Below are 15,553 nucleotides of genomic sequence, written 5' to 3' on the forward strand. Positions count from 1 at the left end.
AAAAATCACGCGATACGAGCCGTCTTGTTGCTTTGCGGCGTATCGAAGCTCACTTCGGGCCGCTTGCTCACAGTTCGGCGATCGGTGTTGAGGTAGTGAATACGCAGCTGTTCAGCTCGCGACCGCGCAACGGAATCCAGGATCAGGCCGGCGGTGAAGATCATGAAGGAGATCATCATCAAGGCCATCGACAAGACCCAGGTCGGCATTCTGTTCACCAGCCCGGTGGCGAAATATTCCGCAAGAACAGGCGCCATGAAGCCGAGGCTGGCCGTCATGAACAGGGCACTGAGGATTCCGAAGAAGGCAAAGGGTCGCGTTTCCTTCATCAGCATTGCAAACATCCAAAGAATCTTCCCTCCGTCCCTGAATGTCGAGAGCTTTGAATGAGAGCCCTCCGGACGCCGGCCGTAGTCCAGTTCCAGTTCGCTGACAGGAAGCTTCAATCGCGAGGCGTGAACCGACATTTCCGTCTCGATTTCGAAACCGGCGGAAACTGCAGGAAAGCTTTTGACGAAGCGGCGTGAAAAGGCGCGGTATCCGGAGAAGATGTCGGTAAAATCGGTCCCGAAAATCGTCCGATATAGCATGTTGAAGATCTTGTTGCCGAATGCATGACCTTGCCGGCCCGCGTCAGCGAGCACATTGCGGCGCGTGCCAACGACCATGTCGGAACGCTCGGTCAGGAGGGTGCGGATCAGATCCTCGCCGTCCTCCGCGGCATAGGTGCCGTCTCCATCAGCCATCAGATAAATGTCGGCATCGATATCGGCGAACATGCGGCGTACGACATGACCTTTGCCCTGCCGCCGCTCACGCACAACGTTGGCGCCCGCCAGCATTGCATGCAGCGCCGTGCCATCCGTGGAATTGTTGTCGTAAACATAGATCTGCGCTTCGGGAAGCGCCGCCTTGAACCCGCGGACAACAGCCCCGATTGTCGATGCCTCGTTATAGCAGGGAAGGAGGACGGCAATGGTCGGAGTATCGTTCTGCGATCTGTTCATGATCTTCTCATCGGGTTTGAACGGGGCGCAGTATAAATCCGGCAGTGTTAATAAGACGCTATGACGCAGGGTGCTCCTTGCCCTGCAATGGCACGTTTTACTGTTTCTTGATCGGCGAGAGATAGTGTCTGCTCGAGCAAGTGGAACGAACCTATGACGAACGCTGCAGGAATGACCATCCTCGCCATTTCGACACGCAGACTTGAGAAATTTCTAGGCTTGATGACGCGGCTTTGGCCCACCGTTATCGCCTATTGTACGATCCTGATCACGGTAATCGCGATCATGAAAATTCCTGAAGCCAAGGATTATGTCGGTCCGGATAACGATGATGGAATGCGGCTGATCGAGGTTCGCGATCTGCTGAATGGTCAGAGCTGGTTCGATCTCATGCAGTACCGGCTCGGAGTCGACGGCACTTCGATGCACTGGTCGCGGCTGATCGACCTGCCGATTGCGACCTTAATCAAGTTTTTCGGGCTTTTCCTCGCCAGTGAACACGCGGAGGCAGTTGCACTGGCCATATGGCCGCTGTCGCTTATCCTTCCGCTGATGCTGGCCATGGCGATTGCCGGGCGCCGAATTGGCGGCGTCGCGGGGATGCATATTTCGCTTGGCATGACAGTGCTGATGGTGATGACGAGCGGCCGGTTCGTCCCAGGCGCTATTGATCACCACAATGCGCAGCAGGGCCTCGTTGCCACGATGGTGGCAATGCTCCTGGACCCGAGATACCGCGCTTGGAACTTCGCAATAGCGGGTCTCTGTGCGGCTATCGCCATAGCGGTCGGTGTAGAGACGAGTCCCGCTGTAGCTTCTATATGCATCGTTGTCGCCATCTCATGGGCTTGGCATGGTGAGATCTACGCCCCCGCCGCAAGAACATTTGGTCTCTCCTTGGCGATCGCAGTCAGCGTGTTTTTTTTCGGGACGATCCCGCCGCGCCTCTATTCGGCAGTTACTTGCGACAATCTTTCTCTCGGTTTTTACAGCCTTTCGGCAATCGGTGGCGCGCTGCTTGCTGGAGCAACGGTTCTGGCAAGCCGTTCCAGCCGCGCGGTCCGCTTCGCGGTGCTGGCTGGCGTAGGCGCTGCTATCGGCATCTCGGCGGTGCTCATCGCACCGCAATGCCTTCACAATCCTCTCAACGACCTTGATCCAATGCTCGTCGAGCTTTGGTTGAATGGAATTTCCGAAGCGCGCTCTATCGCCGCTCTCGCCAAAACCGAAGCCTTTACCATCGGCGCGTTCTATGCCGTCGGCTTCTTCGGCCTTGCTGTCTGCTTGTTTCGTATCATCCAGCGTGATCGCGTCGAGATCCATTTGATTATAATGTTCTTGCTCGGAGTCAGTTGGGCCATTGCGGCCTTTCAAGTCCGCGGGGCCGCCTTCTCAAATATGATCGCGATCTTGCCGCTGAGCCTTATGATCATCGATGCGCGCCGCGTCTCCAACGGGGATCGCGAGAACATTGCCGCTGCGCTTTGCTATATCCTGGTAGTTTTGGCGAGCGTACCGGCAGCTTGGGCGGTGGCTGGCAGCCTGGTCGAACTTCAGCGCGAGTCACCGGAAGAGCGGAAGCAGGCGGCTGACGTTGAAGGCACGCAGGAAATCTGCAGAACAGAGGAAGCGATGGCGCCATTGAAAAAGCTACCCGTGGGCATGGTGGTGGCGTCTTCCGAAATAGGTGTTCCAATTCTTCGCTTTACGGACCAGCATGTTCTGACAGCTCCCTACCATCGCAATCAGCGGGGCATGCTGACTGAGCTTCACATTGGTCTTGCTGAGCCGAAGGAGGCAGAGGCCTTTATGCGCGGCGCAGGTGCGACGGCATTAGCTTTTTGTCCGACGGACGTCGCAACGCAGCAACTCCAGCGCCTGAAACCCGACGGCCTCTACGCCCAGCTCGCCAAGGGTAACATCCCCAATTACCTGCAGCCCTATGCGACCGCGAGTGGGGTCCAGTATTTCCTCTTCAAGCCGGTGGATTGACGCCGGGGAACGCGTCGAGGCGCGATCTTCGGGCTGATCTTTTTCGGCACTTCGGATAGAACGAAGGCATGAGCAATGTCTTCGACAGCGATTCGCCCACCAATCTCGCCGAATATTCGGTCTCGGAGCTTTCCGGCTCGATCAAGCGCACGGTCGAGACCGCCTTCGATCAGGTGCGGGTGCGCGGCGAGATTTCCGGTTATCGCGGGCCGCATTCCTCGGGGCATGCCTATTTCTCGCTGAAGGATGACCGGGCGCGTATCGATGCCGTCATCTGGAAGGGCGTGTTCTCGCGTCTGCGCTTCCGCCCGGAAGAGGGCATGGAAGTCATCGCCACCGGCAAGGTCACCACCTTCCCGGGCTCGTCGAAATATCAGATCGTCATCGAAACGCTGGAGCCTGCCGGTGCTGGGGCGCTGATGGCGCTGATCGAGGAGCGCAAGCGCAAGCTCGGCGCCGAAGGCCTGTTCGATCAGGCCCGCAAGCGGCGCCTGCCCTTTATGCCGAAGGTGATCGGCGTCGTGACCTCGCCGACCGGCGCCGTCATCCGCGATATCCTGCACCGCATTTCCGATCGCTTCCCCGTCCACGTTCTCGTCTGGCCGGTGAAGGTACAGGGCGATGGCTCGGGCGAAGAGGTGGCAAATGCCATCCGCGGTTTCAATGCCTTCGAACCCGGCGGCGAAATCCCACGGCCGGATGTGCTGATCGTTGCGCGCGGTGGCGGCAGCCTTGAGGATCTCTGGAGCTTCAACGACGAAATCGTCGTGCGCGCCGCCGCTGAAAGCACCATCCCGCTGATATCGGCCGTCGGCCACGAAACCGACTGGACGCTGATCGACTATGCCGCCGACGTGCGTGCGCCGACGCCGACGGGTGCTGCAGAAATGGCCGTGCCTGTTCGGGCCGAGCTTGAGGCGCAGCTTGCTGGTCTCTCGGCCCGTCTTCAGGGCTGCGTCAGCCGCCAGATGGATCATCGCCGCCAGTCGGTGCGTGCGCTCATGCGTGCCCTGCCGTCGCTGGATCAACTGCTTGCCCTGCCGCGCCGCCGGTTCGATGAAGCGGCATCGGGTCTCGGCCGTGGTCTGGAACTTAACACCATAAACAAGCGCCGCAGCTTCGAGCGGGCGGCATCGCATCTGCGTCCGGATGTGCTCTCCAATCGCATTACCGAGCGGCGGCAGATACTCGCCGAGCGGATGACCCGCGCCGAACGGATTGTCGAGCGCCGCCTCGATGCTCTGAAAGGCCGCGTCGAGCGCTTCGGCGTCACGCTCTCTTCGGTCCCCGCGCGCCTGACCACCCAGACGGCCCGCATGCGCGATCACCTGGCAAATCTCTCCCGCCACGGCGATACAGCGGTGCGTCACCAGCTGACACGGGCGAGGGGAGAGCTTGCAGCTCAGGACCGCGTGCTGCAGTCGCTGTCCTACAAGAACGTCCTGAAGCGTGGCTATGCCGTGATCCGGGACGATGAAAACCGGCCGGTCTCGCAGGCCGCGATGCTGTCGGCCGGTGCCGGGATTTCGATCGAGTTCGCGGACGGCCGTATCGGCGCTGTGACGACCGATGGAGGCCCGCCGCAGCCAGCGAAGAAACGCCCGGCTAAGCCGGACGAGCCGGCAACGCCGCCGAAACAGGGCAGCCTGTTCTAGGGAGCCTCGATGCGCATCCTGCTCGTTCTTGCCCATCCGCTCAGAGACAGCTTCGCCGCATCGGTCGCAGCGGAAGCGCAGGCGACGCTCGCCGGTGGCGGACATACGGTCGATCTTCTCGATCTCTATGAGGAGGATTTCGATCCGCGGCTCAGCCGTAGTGAGCGCGGCGGATATTTCGACGATCCCTATGATACATCAGCCGTCGCGGGCCTGGTCGAAAGGCTGAAAGCGGCAGATGGCCTGATCCTCGTCTTTCCGCAATGGTGGTTCAATTTTCCGGCGGTCCTCAAGGGCTTCTTCGATCGCGTCTTCGTGCCCGGCGTCGCGTTCACGCATGATCCTGCCGGCGGGCGGATCGTTCCGCAACTGACCAATATCAAGCTGCTCTGGGCGCTGACGACGACAGGGTCGCCTTGGTGGCTGGTGCATTTCTATATGGGCAATCCGGTGCGCCGGCTGCTGAAGCGCGGCATCGCCAATTTCTGCTCGAGTCGGCTCGATTTCCGGATGCTCAGCCTGCACGATATGGACCGTGCAACAGCAGAGAAGCGGCGCGCCCACCTGGAGCGCGTCCGCAAGGCATTATCGGAGGTATGACGCCGGGCGCTCAGGCCCACTCGCCCTTGCGCATGACAGGCACGCGCGATCCATCCGGGTTGATGCCGTCGATATCGACCTTGTCGGAGCCGATCATCCAGTCGATATGGATCAGGCTGGAATTGCCACCCTGCGCCTTGATCTGATCCTGGGTCAGGTTGGCGCCATCGAGGAAGCACTTCGAATAGCACTGGCCGAGCGCGATGTGGCACGAGGCGTTTTCGTCGAACAGCGTGTTGTAGAACAGGATGCCGCTCGCCGAAATCGGCGATGAATGCGGCACCAGCGCCACTTCGCCGAGGCGGCGTGCGCCTTCGTCGGTATCGAGCACCTTGTTCAGCACTTCTGCGCCGCGCGTTGCCTTCGCCTCGACGATGCGGCCGCCCTCGAAATGCACCTGGATGTTGTCGATCAGCGTGCCCTGGTGAGACAGCGGCTTGGTGCTCGACACATGGCCCTCGACGCGCAGCGCATGCGGCGTGGTGAACACTTCCTCGGTCGGGATGTTCGGGTTGCAGGTGATGCCGTTCTTCGCCGTCGAAGCGCCGCCATGCCACTCGTGGCCGTCAGCGAGGCCGACGGTCAGGTCGGTGCCCGGTCCCTGGAAATGCAGCGCCGAGAAGCGCTGGCCGTTCAGCCAGGCCGAACGCTTGCGCAGATTGGCGTTGTGCTCGGCCCAGGCGGCAATCGGATCGTCCAGATCGACGCGCGATGCGGCGAAGATTGCCTTGGCAAGCTTCGCGACCGCAATCGCTTCCGGATCGTTCGGGAAGACCAGCTTGGCCCAGGAAGGGTTTGGGTAGGAAACGATGTTCCAGTTGATGTCGAAATTCGAAATCTTCTCGAGCGCCGGCTTGTAGGCGGTCGAATTGGCGCGGTTGGCGCGGCTCACCTTGCCCGGATCCTGCTCCGACAGCAGCATGGGATTGTCGCCGGCGATCGCCAGGCGCGCGGCATTGTTGGCATAGGCCTTCGCCATGCCGTCGTAGAGCCAGCCGGATGCCCGGTCGAAGCTCTCGTCGCTGCCATATTGATAGCGCGCCAGCGTCGATTCCTCGTCGGAATAGAAGGAGTTCACCAGGCCCGCGCCCGCCTGATAGGCATGCTTGGTGATCAGGCGGACGAGCGGTATGGCAACCACCGGCGCGGTGATCACCAGGTCCTGGCCCTTCTGCAGCTGCAGACCCACCTTCACCGCCACCTCCGCAAGCTTGTCCAGCTTCACCGGATCGACGGAATGGCCCTGTGGCATGAAGTTCATGGTCGCTACCTCCTGATAGAATTGCAGGCAGCAGACTTAGACCCGTTTGCGGCGAAATTGAAGCTCGACGCTTCGGATTCGCCGCGCCGGAACAGATGCTCAGGCCGCATTCCGTCGGAGCAGCACGGATTGATGCTTTTCGAGAAAGGTCATCAGCCGTTCCGGATAATCCGTGGAGGCGGCCGCACGCACGCTCGGCCGCTGCGCAAGTTCGCGCCGCCACGCCTGGACCTTCGGCAACCCGTCGAAGATGTGGCTTTCCGCCAGCGTGTCGAAGACGTCGAAATAGCGGAAGATCGGCGCAAAGACCGCATCGACGAGGCTGAAGTCTTCTCCCGCGAAGAATGACCCCGCCGAAAGCTCTGCCTCGATCGTCTGGAACTTTCCGGCAATGATCTTGCGCTTGTCCTCAAGCTGCGCCGCATCGCTCGTGGTCTCATAGGTCCAGAGATCGGCGAGTATGGAAGAGCCGAATTCCATCCAGCCACGATGCCGGGCGCGCGACAGTGCATCGGCGGGATGCAGCTTTGGACCGGGTTGCGTCTCGTCCAGATATTCGCAGATCGCTGCGCTCTCGAAGAGCACCGCTTTTTCTCCGTCCTCCTCTACGACCAGCAGCGGAACCTTACTGAGCGGCGAGATCTTCAGGAACCAGTCCGGCTTGTTGGCGAGGTCGATCAGTATCTGCTCGAAGGGCACGCCTTTCTCGCCGAGCGCGATCGCCGCGCGTTGCACATAGGGGCAGAGATGATGGGAGATCAGGGTAAGCTTCTGCATGGGGTTCTCCACAATAGATGCAGATGCATATAAATAGGATTGCGGCACCGGTCAAGATAGATGTAATTACATTCATGTCCGGAGAAACGATCCCACCAGATGCCGTCACCCAAGCCTGGATCGGCATCATGCGCGCCCAGCAGAAACTGCTGCAGGCAATCGAGGCCGACCTGAAGAAGGCGGGGATGCCGCCGCTTGGGTGGTATGATGTTCTGTGGGAGCTCGTTCGTGCGCAGGATGGCCGCTTGCGCCCCTTCGAAATCGAAGAGCGGACGCTGCTGGCGCAATATAATCTGTCCCGTCTGATCGATCGTCTCGAGCGCGAGGGCCTGGTGACCCGCGAGACATTTGCGGACGATGGCCGCGGCAGATGGGTTGCCGTGACGGACAGCGGTCGCGCCCTTCGCGAGCGGATGTGGACCATCTATGGGAAGGCGATCGACAGGCATGTCGGCTCGAAGCTCGACGATGCCTCTGCGGGCGCGATCTCGGGGCTTCTGAAGAGGTTTGGCTAAGCGATCAGCGAAGCTGCTTTGGCGTTGAGCGCCTTCACGGCGTCCGCCGGCGCAAGCCTCACCTGCAACCCGCGCTGTCCGCCATTAATGTAAACCAGCGGCTCGGCAAGCGCCGCTTCCTCGAAGGCGGTGGGGACAAGCTTCTTCTGGCCGAAAGGGCTGATGCCGCCGACGTGATAGCCGGTCAGGCGCTCGGCATCGGCCGGCTTCAGCATGTTGGCAGCCTTGCCGCCAAATGCGGCAGCAAGCTTCTTCATGCTGACTTCGCGGTCCGACGGCACGACGACGCAGACCGGCTTGCCGTCGACTTCGGCCATCAACGTCTTCAGCACGCGGTGCGGCTCTTCGCCGAGCGCCTCTGCGGCCTGCAGGCCGACGCGCTCGGCATTCGGGTCGTAGTCATAGGTATGCACGGTGAATTGGACGCCGGACTTTGCCAGAACCTGAGTGGCGCGCGTCGTCTTAGACATGATTACTGTCCGAATTCCGCGGCATAGGCCTCAGGTTTGAAGCCGATCAGCAGCTTGCCGTCATGCTCTAGTACTGGGCGCTTGATCATCGACGGCTGCGCCAGCATCAGAGCAATCGCCTTCTCGCGCGTCAGGTTTTCGCGCTCGGCATCCGGCAGTTTGCGGAAGGTCGTTCCGGCGCGGTTGAGCACCGTTTCCCAACCTGCCTTGTCAATCCAGGCTTCCAGATGCGCCCGGTCGATGCCGGAGGCCTTGTAGTCGTGGAAGTCGTAGGCTGCATCGTGCTCGTCGAGCCAGGTGCGGGCCTTCTTCATCGTGTCGCAGTTCTTGATGCCGTAAATTGTCGTTGCCATGATCAGTCTTCCAGCGTTCCGGCCTTGCGCAGCGCCGTGCTCGGGGCGTCGCAGGCAATCTTCATCAGGTCGCCGCGGCGGCGCACCAGGCGATCGGAGATGCGTGTGACGATCAGGCCCGCCTGCGGCGCACGGATTTCGACTTCGCCATCCGCCATGCCAGGCTTTGTCACGATGGTCGCCAGCAGGTCGCCGGTCGCAACCGTCTCGCCGATATTGCGGTGGAAGAGCACGGTGCCGGCCACCGGCGTACGGATCATCTCGATATTGTCCAGCGGTGCCGCCGGGCCGCTAAAGGGTGCGAGCGGCTCAGTTTCGCCCGTCACCGCGCCGCGTGCGGCGAGGAAGGCATAGAGCCCATCCGCATCGGCGCTTGCCATGCCGGGATAGACGTCGCGGCGGCCGCGCAGTTCCAGCGTAGTCGAAAGTTTGCCCGGCAGGCGGCCGCGCTTCTCACCGGGAACTTCGTATTTCCAGGCAAAGCCGACGGCCTCCTCGAAGGCCGAGCTTTCGCCATCCGACAGCAGCACGGCATCCATCGACAGCGCACTCGCGAGATCGCTCGCCTCCGGCCAGAAGGCCTCGTCGATATAGGCATATTGAAGGGACTCGTCATCGCAATGCAGGTCGAGCACCAGATCGGCGCCGAGCGCCATGTGGATCAGCTCGCGCTTCAGGCGGTCGGCGGCGCGATAGCGGTCGAGGTTCTCGATCAGGCCGGCGCGATCCCGCAGCGAAATCAGCGGGAAATCACGATTGAAATTGGTGCGCGTGCCCAAGTCGAAGCGGCCCTGCATCTCGCCGAAATGTGACTGCGCGGCGCCGATCGGATTGGCCTGCGGCACGACGGTGATGTCGCTGGCGATCCGTCCCTCGCTCTCGGCCTTGCGCAGCTTGCCGCAGAGAAAATGCAGCACGGCCGTTCCCGGCAGTTCGTTGGAATGGAGTGCTGCCTGCAGATAGATCTTCGGTGCCTGCGGATCGTTGCCCTTGAAATGCAGCACCGGCAGGCGCCACTCGATACCCGGCGTATCGCCGGGAATGATGATTTCGCGAATATCCACTGTTCAGCACTCCCAAATTCTCTGTGCAGGAGCTTTAAGCAACTCCACCGGCGCGGCGCAAGCGCCAATGGAGGCTAGCCCAGCAGCGGCCATTCCTCGATGTCTACATGCCGGCCCTCGCCGGTGAGGCTGTTGATCAGCACGAAGGACTTGGCTGTCCAGGCGATCGGCTCGGCCAGGATCGTTTCCGGCACGCTGCGATAGTCGTAAAGCAGCGTCATATGCGGCTCGAGTTTCGGCTGAACCCGAACGCTGACACCGCGGTTCATCAGCGCCAGCGCCAGCTGCGCATGAAGTGCCAGGATCTCCTGCCGCCCTTCATCAGCCCGCAGCACGAGCGCCGGTTTGCCCTGACGGAAGCTGACCGCACGGCGAAAGGTCAGCCTGAAAGGCCGCATCCGAACGGCCGCTGCCGCCGCCAGCCCGTCAAAAAGCATGCTCGGCGGAATCTCGTCCCATTCGCCGAGATGGCAGAGCGAGACATGGAGAAGCCGCTTCGGCCGCGCTCTCTCCCGCAGACCGAAGCGGCGCCGCAGCTCGCCTGCCAGCCGCCTTGCCTGTTCGGCGGCGCGCTCGTCTGGGCGCAGCGCGAAATAGACATTGCAGGGCTTGTGCACCGGTCCACCGCCACGGCTTGGCGGCATTCCATCCGCCTGCGGCCCGAATGCGAATTCGCTCTGGTTTTGTGCGCCCATCGTCAATCGGCCTTCGCCGCCTCCTCGTGAAGGTCAAAAGGCTAGCAAGCTGGACCGTGGTTGACAAGAACAAAAAGAGAACAAATAATCACTCCAACGCTGCCCCTGTGCATCAGGCAAGAAACGGGTTGAAGCTGCGGCGTGCGCATACGATCTTGAGAACAGTCAATCATGGAGGTTGCGTCATGAGCGAGGCAACGCATCACTACGGCATATTCAAGACCGCTGGCGGCTATTGCGGCATCGCCTGGAATGCGGCCGGAATCACCCGCTTCCAGCTGCCGACAAAGACTGAAAGCTCGACTGAGCAGCTCTTGCTAAGACGCCTGTCGTCAGGCGTGAGCGCCGATCCGCCGGCCGCGGTCGCAGCGACGATCGAGTCCGTCAAACGCTACTTCGCCGGAGAGACCGTGGACTTCTCGGATGTGGTGGTGGACCTGTCCAATCAGGACGAGTTCTTCCGGGAAATCTATGCCGCCGCCCGCCGCATCGGCTGGGGCCGGACGACGACCTATGGCACGCTCGCCAAGGAACTCGGCCGCGGCCCGGAAGCGGCCCGCGACGTCGGCCAGGCCATGGCCAAGAACCCGGTCGCACTGATCATCCCCTGCCACCGCGTCCTCGCCGCCGGCGGCAAGATTGGCGGCTTTTCGGCCCCTGGCGGGTCGAATTCGAAGGTAAGGATGCTGGAGCTCGAAGGCGTCAATCTGGGCCCGCCCGAGCCGGCCCAGCAGTCGCTTGGCTTCTAGGCCGTGGGAGTGAGAATCACTCCCACTCGATCGTGCCGGGCGGCTTGCTCGTCACGTCGTAGACCACGCGGTTGATGCCGCGCACTTCGTTGATGATGCGGGTGGCGGCGCGGCCGAGGAATTCCATGTCGTAATGATAGAAATCCGCCGTCATGCCGTCGACCGAGGTCACGGCGCGCAGCGCGCAGACGAATTCGTAGGTGCGGCCGTCGCCCATCACGCCGACGGTCTGGACCGGCAGCAGCACGGCGAATGCCTGCCAGATCGCGTCGTAGAGGCCGGCCTTGCGGATCTCGTCGAGATAGATGGCATCGGCTTCGCGCAGGATCTCCAGCTTTTCGCGGGTGATGCCGCCCGGGCAACGGATCGCGAGACCCGGACCCGGGAAGGGGTGGCGGCCGATGAAGCTGTCGGGCAGGCCGAGCTCCTTGCCGAGTACGCGTACCTCGTCCTTGAAGAGTTCGCGCAGCGGCTCGACGAGCTGCATGTTCATGCGCTCCGGCAGGCCGCCGACATTGTGGTGCGACTTGATCGTCACCGACGGGCCGCCGGTGAAGGAAACGCTTTCGATGACATCGGGGTAAAGCGTGCCCTGGCCGAGGAAGTCGGCGCCGCCGAGCTTCTTGGCCTCATCCTCGAAGGTCTCGATGAACAGGCGGCCGATGATCTTGCGCTTGGTCTCGGGGTCGGAAACGCCTTCGAGTTCACCGATGAACTTGTCGGACGCATCGACGTGGATCAGGTGCAGATTGTAGTGTTCGCGGAACATGGCGACGACATTCGCCGCCTCGTCCTTGCGCATCAGGCCGTGATCGACGAGCACGCAGGTGAGCTTGTCGCCGATCGCCTCGTGGATCAGCAGAGCTGCGACCGAGCTGTCGACGCCGCCGGAGAGCGCGCAAAGGACGCGCTTGTCGCCGACCTGCTTGCGGATCTCGTCGACCGCCTTCTGGCGGTATGCCGACATAGACCAGTCGCCCTTGATGCCGGCGATGTTGTGAATGAAGTTGCCGATCAGCTTGGCACCATCGGGCGTGTGCACGACCTCAGGGTGGAACTGCACGCCGTAATACTTGCGCTTCTCATCGGCGATGAAGGCGTAAGGTGCGTTCGGCGAGGTCGCCACGACCTTGAAGCCTGCTGGCAGCGCCGTGACGCGGTCGCCGTGGCTCATCCAGACCTGATGGCGCGAACCCTTCGACCAGAGGCCTTCGAACAGCTTGCTGTCTTCGTCGACTTCGAGGAAGGCGCGGCCGAATTCGCGGTGATGGCCGCTCTCGACCTTGCCGCCGAGCTGCATGCACATCGTCTGTTGACCGTAGCAGATACCGAAGACCGGCAGGCCGCTGTCGAAGATGATCTGCGGCGCGCGGGGCGATCCCTCATCGACCGTCGAGGCCGGGCTGCCGGACAGGATCACGGCTTTCGGCTGGAGGCGCTTGAAGCCCTCTTCGGCGGATTGGAAGGGAACGATCTCGCAGTAGACCCCCGCTTCGCGCACGCGGCGCGCGATCAGCTGGGTTACCTGGCTGCCGAAATCGACGATGAGAACGCTGTCGGGATGTGCTGTCTGGGTCATGGCGAGCCTTTAATGAAAAGCACCCGTTCTTGCAATGCGGGAAATCGGGGCGTGGCGGATTTTATTGTCCCGATTGTCCCTGCTATCAAGGCTTTCAGAACCAGAATACGCCGTCTTCCAGCGCCGTAAACAGGCTGTCCACGGCATAGGAAAGCTTGCGGTCGACGACATGAAGATACTCGGTCCAGCCGGAAATATGCTGCAGCTCCTCGACGCCGTCGGAAATGCCGCGCAGGCCGATCAGCGGCAGATTATATCCCTGGCAGGCGCGCAGGATCGCAAAGGTTTCCATGTCGACCATGTCGGCGGCGATCTCGGCATAGGCAGCGCCGGAGATCACGTTGCCGCCGGTCGAAAGCGTCGCCTCGGGAATGCCGGGAATACGCAGCGGCAGATCGAGCGTCGCCGGCAGGTCGAGGAACGGCGTCTTGCCCTTCTCGAAACCGAGCGGCGAGGCATCCATATCGCGGTAGGAGACGGACGAGACCTGATAGACTTCGGTCTGCTCGAGCTTTGCCGAACCGGCCGAGCCGAGGGAGACGACGAGCTGCGGCAGATCGTCGGTCGCGTCGAGCCTAGCCAGCGTCTTCGTCATCGCGATCGCGGCCTCGACCGGGCCGATACCGGTCATCAGTGGTTCGAAGCGGGACTTGAGGAACGGGCCGTATTCAGCCTCCGCTGCCATCACGAACAGGATCGATTTTCCGGCAACGGATTTCAGCTCGAACTTCATCCGGTAATTCCCTCTCTTCCTCGCACGACCATCATCGTGCCCGTCATCGATGCAATCAGTTTCGCGGGGCCGTCGCCGATCGCGTAGCCGCGGCCGTCCGCGACAATGATGTTGCTGCCGGGCTTGGTGATCTCTCCCCGGAACAGGAAGCGATCGCCCCGGCCGGGAGACATCAGGTTGACCTTGAATTCGATTGTGAGGATCGAGGCATCCGCGTCGATCATCGTGTAGGCGGCAAAACCGCAGGCGCTGTCGAGCGCGGCGGAGATGATGCCTGCATGCAGGATGCCGTGCTGCTGCGTCAGCTTCACGTCGAACGGCAGCTCGATCTCGACGACGCCGTGTTCGACACGCGTCAGTTCCGCCCCGATCGTCTCCATCGCCGCCTGGCGCGAGAAGCTCTGCCTGATCCGTTCGCGGAAGTCTCCGCTATTGCCGACGCTCATACCTTGTCCCCTTCGAGCGGCGAAAGTGGCATGGCGCGCTGGATTCGACAAGGATGGCGGAAGGCAATTCAGTTCAGGTAGGCGATCGAGGCGTTGAGAACTGTCGCAAAGCCGACCCAGACGGCATAGGGCAGGAAAAGCGCGGCCGAGAGACGGTCCGCCTGCCATCGATTAGCGATGAAGGCGATGACCAATGCCAGTAGGACGATGATGATAAAAAGGGCCGCCCGCGGCATTTCGGCGCCGAAGAAGAAGGGTGACCAGAGAAAGTTGAAAACCATCTGCACCGCCCAGATCAGCATCGCCGCCGAAAGATGGCCACGCATCCAGGTTCGTGCACCGGCAATGCCAATCAGGATGTAGAGGATCGACCAGACCGGTCCGAAAACCCAGTTGGGCGGATTGAAGGCCGGCTTGGCCAGCGACTGGTACCATTCGCCGGGAAGATTGTTGGTGCCGATCAGCAGCCCGCCTCCGAGCGAGACGGTAATGAAGACGAGGTAGGTGAGGGCTTTGCTCATGCCGCGGAGCTAGGGCGGCATATTCCGGGGTCCAGCGCCCTTAGGCGCGCTGGCGCGCAATTCGCACGATGTGTTGATCCCATGCCACATCGCTATGGGCGGAGAGGAATTCGCCGTCATAGGAGGAGACGGCAAAACCATGTGTGGCCGGTGCGATCCCGGCGGCTTCGGGCAACGAATCCTCGGATACCATCCGGCCGGTGCGGGCATCGATCGTCACCGAGAGCCCCTTCGGCGAGGTGATGCCGATCAGCCGGTCGGCGCGGTTGACGGCGATGGCGCCGACATAGCTGCCGAGGCGGCGCGTCGTCTCCTCGGGCAGGTCGATAAGGGTCAGATCCTCGCCCTTGGAAAAATGCCCGACGAGCGGCGGCAGGTCGCGCCGCGAACCCTCATACTGGCAGGCAAACCAGACGCGGCCATCGGCATCGAGATCGACATGGCGGGTGGAGACCTGCGCCCATTGCGGCGGCAGCGTCCGTTTCTCGATCAGCGCGCCGGTCGCTGCATCGATCAGCGCCAGGGATGGCTGCATCGCATCGAGATTGAGCTTCGTGCGGCCGAAATCCGGATGGGTCTCGATGCCGCCATTGGCAACGATCAGCATCCGTCCGTCATCGGAAACGGTCATGTCATGCGGCCCGACGCCGAAAGTCTCGTATTCACCGATCCGGGCGAAGCGATTGGTGGCGTCGTAGAGGCCGATCATGCCGCGATTGCCGTTGAAATCGTTCTCGCTGGCATAGAGGATGCGGCCATCGGGCGAGAAACTCCCATGCCCGTAGAAATGCCGCCCCTCGATCGAGGTGATGACGATGGGCTCGCCCTTGTTCCAGGGGTCGAAGATCATCGCATATGTGCCCGGGCGGCGGGCAAACGCGACGGTCTTGCCGGTCGCCTTGCTGAATGCCATGCCATGGGCACGGGCGGGCAGCTCGACTTGATCGATGATCTCGCCGCGTTCGGTGACGGTCGCAACGGCAAAGGAGCCATCCGCCGCACGGATGCCAGAGGCATAGACGGCGTCGGCGCGCTCGAGCGCGAAAAGGCTGCGCGGCTGCAGCGCGGCCAGGAAGGTCACGCCTGCGGCCTTGACGAAGCCACGCCGGTCGATCGCCGCGCTGCGCCACATCTGG

17 protein-coding genes are annotated in these 15,553 nt (G+C 61.9%); 5 read left to right on the plus strand and 12 right to left on the minus strand.

Going from position 1 to position 15,553, the window contains the following annotated elements; genetic code table 11:
- Positions 1–5 precede the first annotated feature (5 nt).
- Positions 6–1,007 carry a glycosyltransferase gene (locus tag ABIE40_RS01195; protein WP_199625977.1) on the minus strand — a complete coding sequence of 334 codons (1,002 nt, stop codon included), beginning with the start codon at positions 1,005–1,007 and terminating at the stop codon, positions 6–8.
- A gap of 171 nt (positions 1,008–1,178) precedes the next feature.
- Here ABIE40_RS01195 and ABIE40_RS01200 point away from each other — a divergent pair, with 171 nt between their 5' ends.
- From ABIE40_RS01200 to ABIE40_RS01210, 3 genes are all read left to right on the plus strand, one after another.
- Positions 1,179–2,999, plus strand: coding sequence for a hypothetical protein (locus tag ABIE40_RS01200; RefSeq protein WP_354541060.1), 1,821 nt, complete (start codon positions 1,179–1,181; stop codon positions 2,997–2,999).
- Between the two features lie 68 nt (positions 3,000–3,067).
- Complete coding sequence (gene xseA, locus ABIE40_RS01205; RefSeq protein ID WP_199625979.1) at positions 3,068–4,654, plus strand: exodeoxyribonuclease VII large subunit; 1,587 nt, start codon at positions 3,068–3,070, stop codon at positions 4,652–4,654.
- Between the two features lie 9 nt (positions 4,655–4,663).
- Positions 4,664–5,254 (plus strand): NAD(P)H-dependent oxidoreductase, encoded by a 591-nt coding sequence (locus ABIE40_RS01210; RefSeq protein ID WP_199625980.1) that lies wholly within the window; start codon positions 4,664–4,666, stop codon positions 5,252–5,254.
- Between the two features lie 10 nt (positions 5,255–5,264).
- On the opposite strand, the gene ABIE40_RS01215 is transcribed toward ABIE40_RS01210, so the two are convergent.
- The gene (locus ABIE40_RS01215; protein WP_130279285.1) at positions 5,265–6,515 is read right to left on the minus strand and encodes an aminopeptidase; all 1,251 of its coding nucleotides are present in this window, start codon (positions 6,513–6,515) and stop codon (positions 5,265–5,267) included.
- 99 nt (positions 6,516–6,614) lie between these two features.
- Positions 6,615–7,292: a glutathione S-transferase family protein gene (locus ABIE40_RS01220; RefSeq protein WP_199625981.1), complete on the minus strand. Its 678-nt coding sequence runs from the start codon at positions 7,290–7,292 to the stop codon at positions 6,615–6,617.
- Positions 7,293–7,366: 74 nt separating this feature from the next.
- On the opposite strand from ABIE40_RS01220, the gene ABIE40_RS01225 reads away from it, so the two are divergent.
- Positions 7,367–7,807, plus strand: coding sequence for a MarR family winged helix-turn-helix transcriptional regulator (locus ABIE40_RS01225; RefSeq protein WP_354540949.1), 441 nt, complete (start codon positions 7,367–7,369; stop codon positions 7,805–7,807).
- Here the strand turns inward: ABIE40_RS01225 and ybaK are convergent.
- The 4 genes from ybaK to ABIE40_RS01245 all read right to left on the minus strand — a co-directional run bounded on the left by ybaK (position 7,804) and on the right by ABIE40_RS01245 (position 10,338).
- Positions 7,804–8,277: a Cys-tRNA(Pro) deacylase gene (gene ybaK / locus ABIE40_RS01230; RefSeq protein ID WP_199625983.1), complete on the minus strand. Its 474-nt coding sequence runs from the start codon at positions 8,275–8,277 to the stop codon at positions 7,804–7,806. The two genes, ABIE40_RS01225 and ybaK, sit on opposite strands and share 4 nt — an antisense overlap.
- Before the next feature lie 2 nt (positions 8,278–8,279).
- The gene (locus tag ABIE40_RS01235) at positions 8,280–8,630 is read right to left on the minus strand and encodes an ArsC family reductase (RefSeq protein ID WP_199625984.1); all 351 of its coding nucleotides are present in this window, start codon (positions 8,628–8,630) and stop codon (positions 8,280–8,282) included.
- Between the two features lie 2 nt (positions 8,631–8,632).
- Positions 8,633–9,694, minus strand: coding sequence for a M14 family metallopeptidase (locus ABIE40_RS01240; protein ID WP_199625985.1), 1,062 nt, complete (start codon positions 9,692–9,694; stop codon positions 8,633–8,635).
- 74 nt (positions 9,695–9,768) lie between these two features.
- Positions 9,769–10,338 carry a 2'-5' RNA ligase family protein gene (locus ABIE40_RS01245; protein WP_199625986.1) on the minus strand — a complete coding sequence of 190 codons (570 nt, stop codon included), beginning with the start codon at positions 10,336–10,338 and terminating at the stop codon, positions 9,769–9,771.
- 236 nt (positions 10,339–10,574) lie between these two features.
- Between ABIE40_RS01245 and ABIE40_RS01250 the strand changes: the two genes are divergently transcribed.
- Positions 10,575–11,138, plus strand: a complete 564-nt coding sequence (locus ABIE40_RS01250; RefSeq protein ID WP_199625987.1) for a methylated-DNA--[protein]-cysteine S-methyltransferase — start codon at positions 10,575–10,577, stop codon at positions 11,136–11,138.
- Positions 11,139–11,154: 16 nt separating this feature from the next.
- On the opposite strand, the gene guaA is transcribed toward ABIE40_RS01250, so the two are convergent.
- The 5 genes from guaA to ABIE40_RS01275 form a co-directional block, all read right to left on the minus strand.
- Positions 11,155–12,717, minus strand: a complete 1,563-nt coding sequence (gene guaA / locus ABIE40_RS01255) for a glutamine-hydrolyzing GMP synthase (protein WP_199625988.1) — start codon at positions 12,715–12,717, stop codon at positions 11,155–11,157.
- 94 nt (positions 12,718–12,811) lie between these two features.
- Complete coding sequence (locus tag ABIE40_RS01260) at positions 12,812–13,450, minus strand: 5'-methylthioadenosine/S-adenosylhomocysteine nucleosidase (protein ID WP_130279276.1); 639 nt, start codon at positions 13,448–13,450, stop codon at positions 12,812–12,814.
- On the minus strand, positions 13,447–13,896 hold the full coding sequence (locus ABIE40_RS01265) for a PaaI family thioesterase (RefSeq protein WP_112713905.1): 450 nt from the start codon (positions 13,894–13,896) through the stop codon (positions 13,447–13,449). Before ABIE40_RS01265 ends, ABIE40_RS01260 begins: the two co-directional genes overlap by 4 nt.
- A 68-nt stretch (positions 13,897–13,964) precedes the next feature.
- Entirely contained in the window at positions 13,965–14,417 is a 453-nt protein-coding gene (locus ABIE40_RS01270) for a TspO/MBR family protein (protein WP_199625989.1), read from the minus strand.
- 40 nt (positions 14,418–14,457) lie between these two features.
- Entirely contained in the window at positions 14,458–15,549 is a 1,092-nt protein-coding gene (locus ABIE40_RS01275; protein ID WP_199625990.1) for a DUF1513 domain-containing protein, read from the minus strand.
- Between the last annotated feature and the right edge of the window lie 4 nt (positions 15,550–15,553).

Source organism: Rhizobium sp. OAE497, assembly GCF_040546565.1.
GTDB lineage: Bacteria > Pseudomonadota > Alphaproteobacteria > Rhizobiales > Rhizobiaceae > Rhizobium.

Excerpts from the sequence above, each read along its gene's own strand:
- ABIE40_RS01195 (WP_199625977.1), bottom strand. The coding sequence starts at position 1,007 with ATGAACAGATCGCAGAACGATACTCCGACCATTGCCGTCCTCCTTCCC.
- ABIE40_RS01200 (WP_354541060.1), top strand. The coding sequence starts at position 1,179 with ATGACCATCCTCGCCATTTCGACACGCAGACTTGAGAAATTTCTAGGC.
- xseA (WP_199625979.1), top strand. The coding sequence starts at position 3,068 with ATGAGCAATGTCTTCGACAGCGATTCGCCCACCAATCTCGCCGAATAT.
- ABIE40_RS01210 (WP_199625980.1), top strand. The coding sequence starts at position 4,664 with ATGCGCATCCTGCTCGTTCTTGCCCATCCGCTCAGAGACAGCTTCGCC.
- ABIE40_RS01215 (WP_130279285.1), bottom strand. The coding sequence starts at position 6,515 with ATGAACTTCATGCCACAGGGCCATTCCGTCGATCCGGTGAAGCTGGAC.
- ABIE40_RS01220 (WP_199625981.1), bottom strand. The coding sequence starts at position 7,292 with ATGCAGAAGCTTACCCTGATCTCCCATCATCTCTGCCCCTATGTGCAA.
- ABIE40_RS01225 (WP_354540949.1), top strand. The coding sequence starts at position 7,367 with ATGTCCGGAGAAACGATCCCACCAGATGCCGTCACCCAAGCCTGGATC.
- ybaK (WP_199625983.1), bottom strand. The coding sequence starts at position 8,277 with ATGTCTAAGACGACGCGCGCCACTCAGGTTCTGGCAAAGTCCGGCGTC.
- ABIE40_RS01235 (WP_199625984.1), bottom strand. The coding sequence starts at position 8,630 with ATGGCAACGACAATTTACGGCATCAAGAACTGCGACACGATGAAGAAG.
- ABIE40_RS01245 (WP_199625986.1), bottom strand. The coding sequence starts at position 10,338 with ATGCCGCCAAGCCGTGGCGGTGGACCGGTGCACAAGCCCTGCAATGTC.
- ABIE40_RS01250 (WP_199625987.1), top strand. The coding sequence starts at position 10,575 with ATGAGCGAGGCAACGCATCACTACGGCATATTCAAGACCGCTGGCGGC.
- guaA (WP_199625988.1), bottom strand. The coding sequence starts at position 12,717 with ATGACCCAGACAGCACATCCCGACAGCGTTCTCATCGTCGATTTCGGC.
- ABIE40_RS01260 (WP_130279276.1), bottom strand. The coding sequence starts at position 13,450 with ATGAAGTTCGAGCTGAAATCCGTTGCCGGAAAATCGATCCTGTTCGTG.
- ABIE40_RS01265 (WP_112713905.1), bottom strand. The coding sequence starts at position 13,896 with ATGAGCGTCGGCAATAGCGGAGACTTCCGCGAACGGATCAGGCAGAGC.
- ABIE40_RS01270 (WP_199625989.1), bottom strand. The coding sequence starts at position 14,417 with ATGAGCAAAGCCCTCACCTACCTCGTCTTCATTACCGTCTCGCTCGGA.
- ABIE40_RS01275 (WP_199625990.1), bottom strand. The coding sequence starts at position 15,549 with ATGTGGCGCAGCGCGGCGATCGACCGGCGTGGCTTCGTCAAGGCCGCA.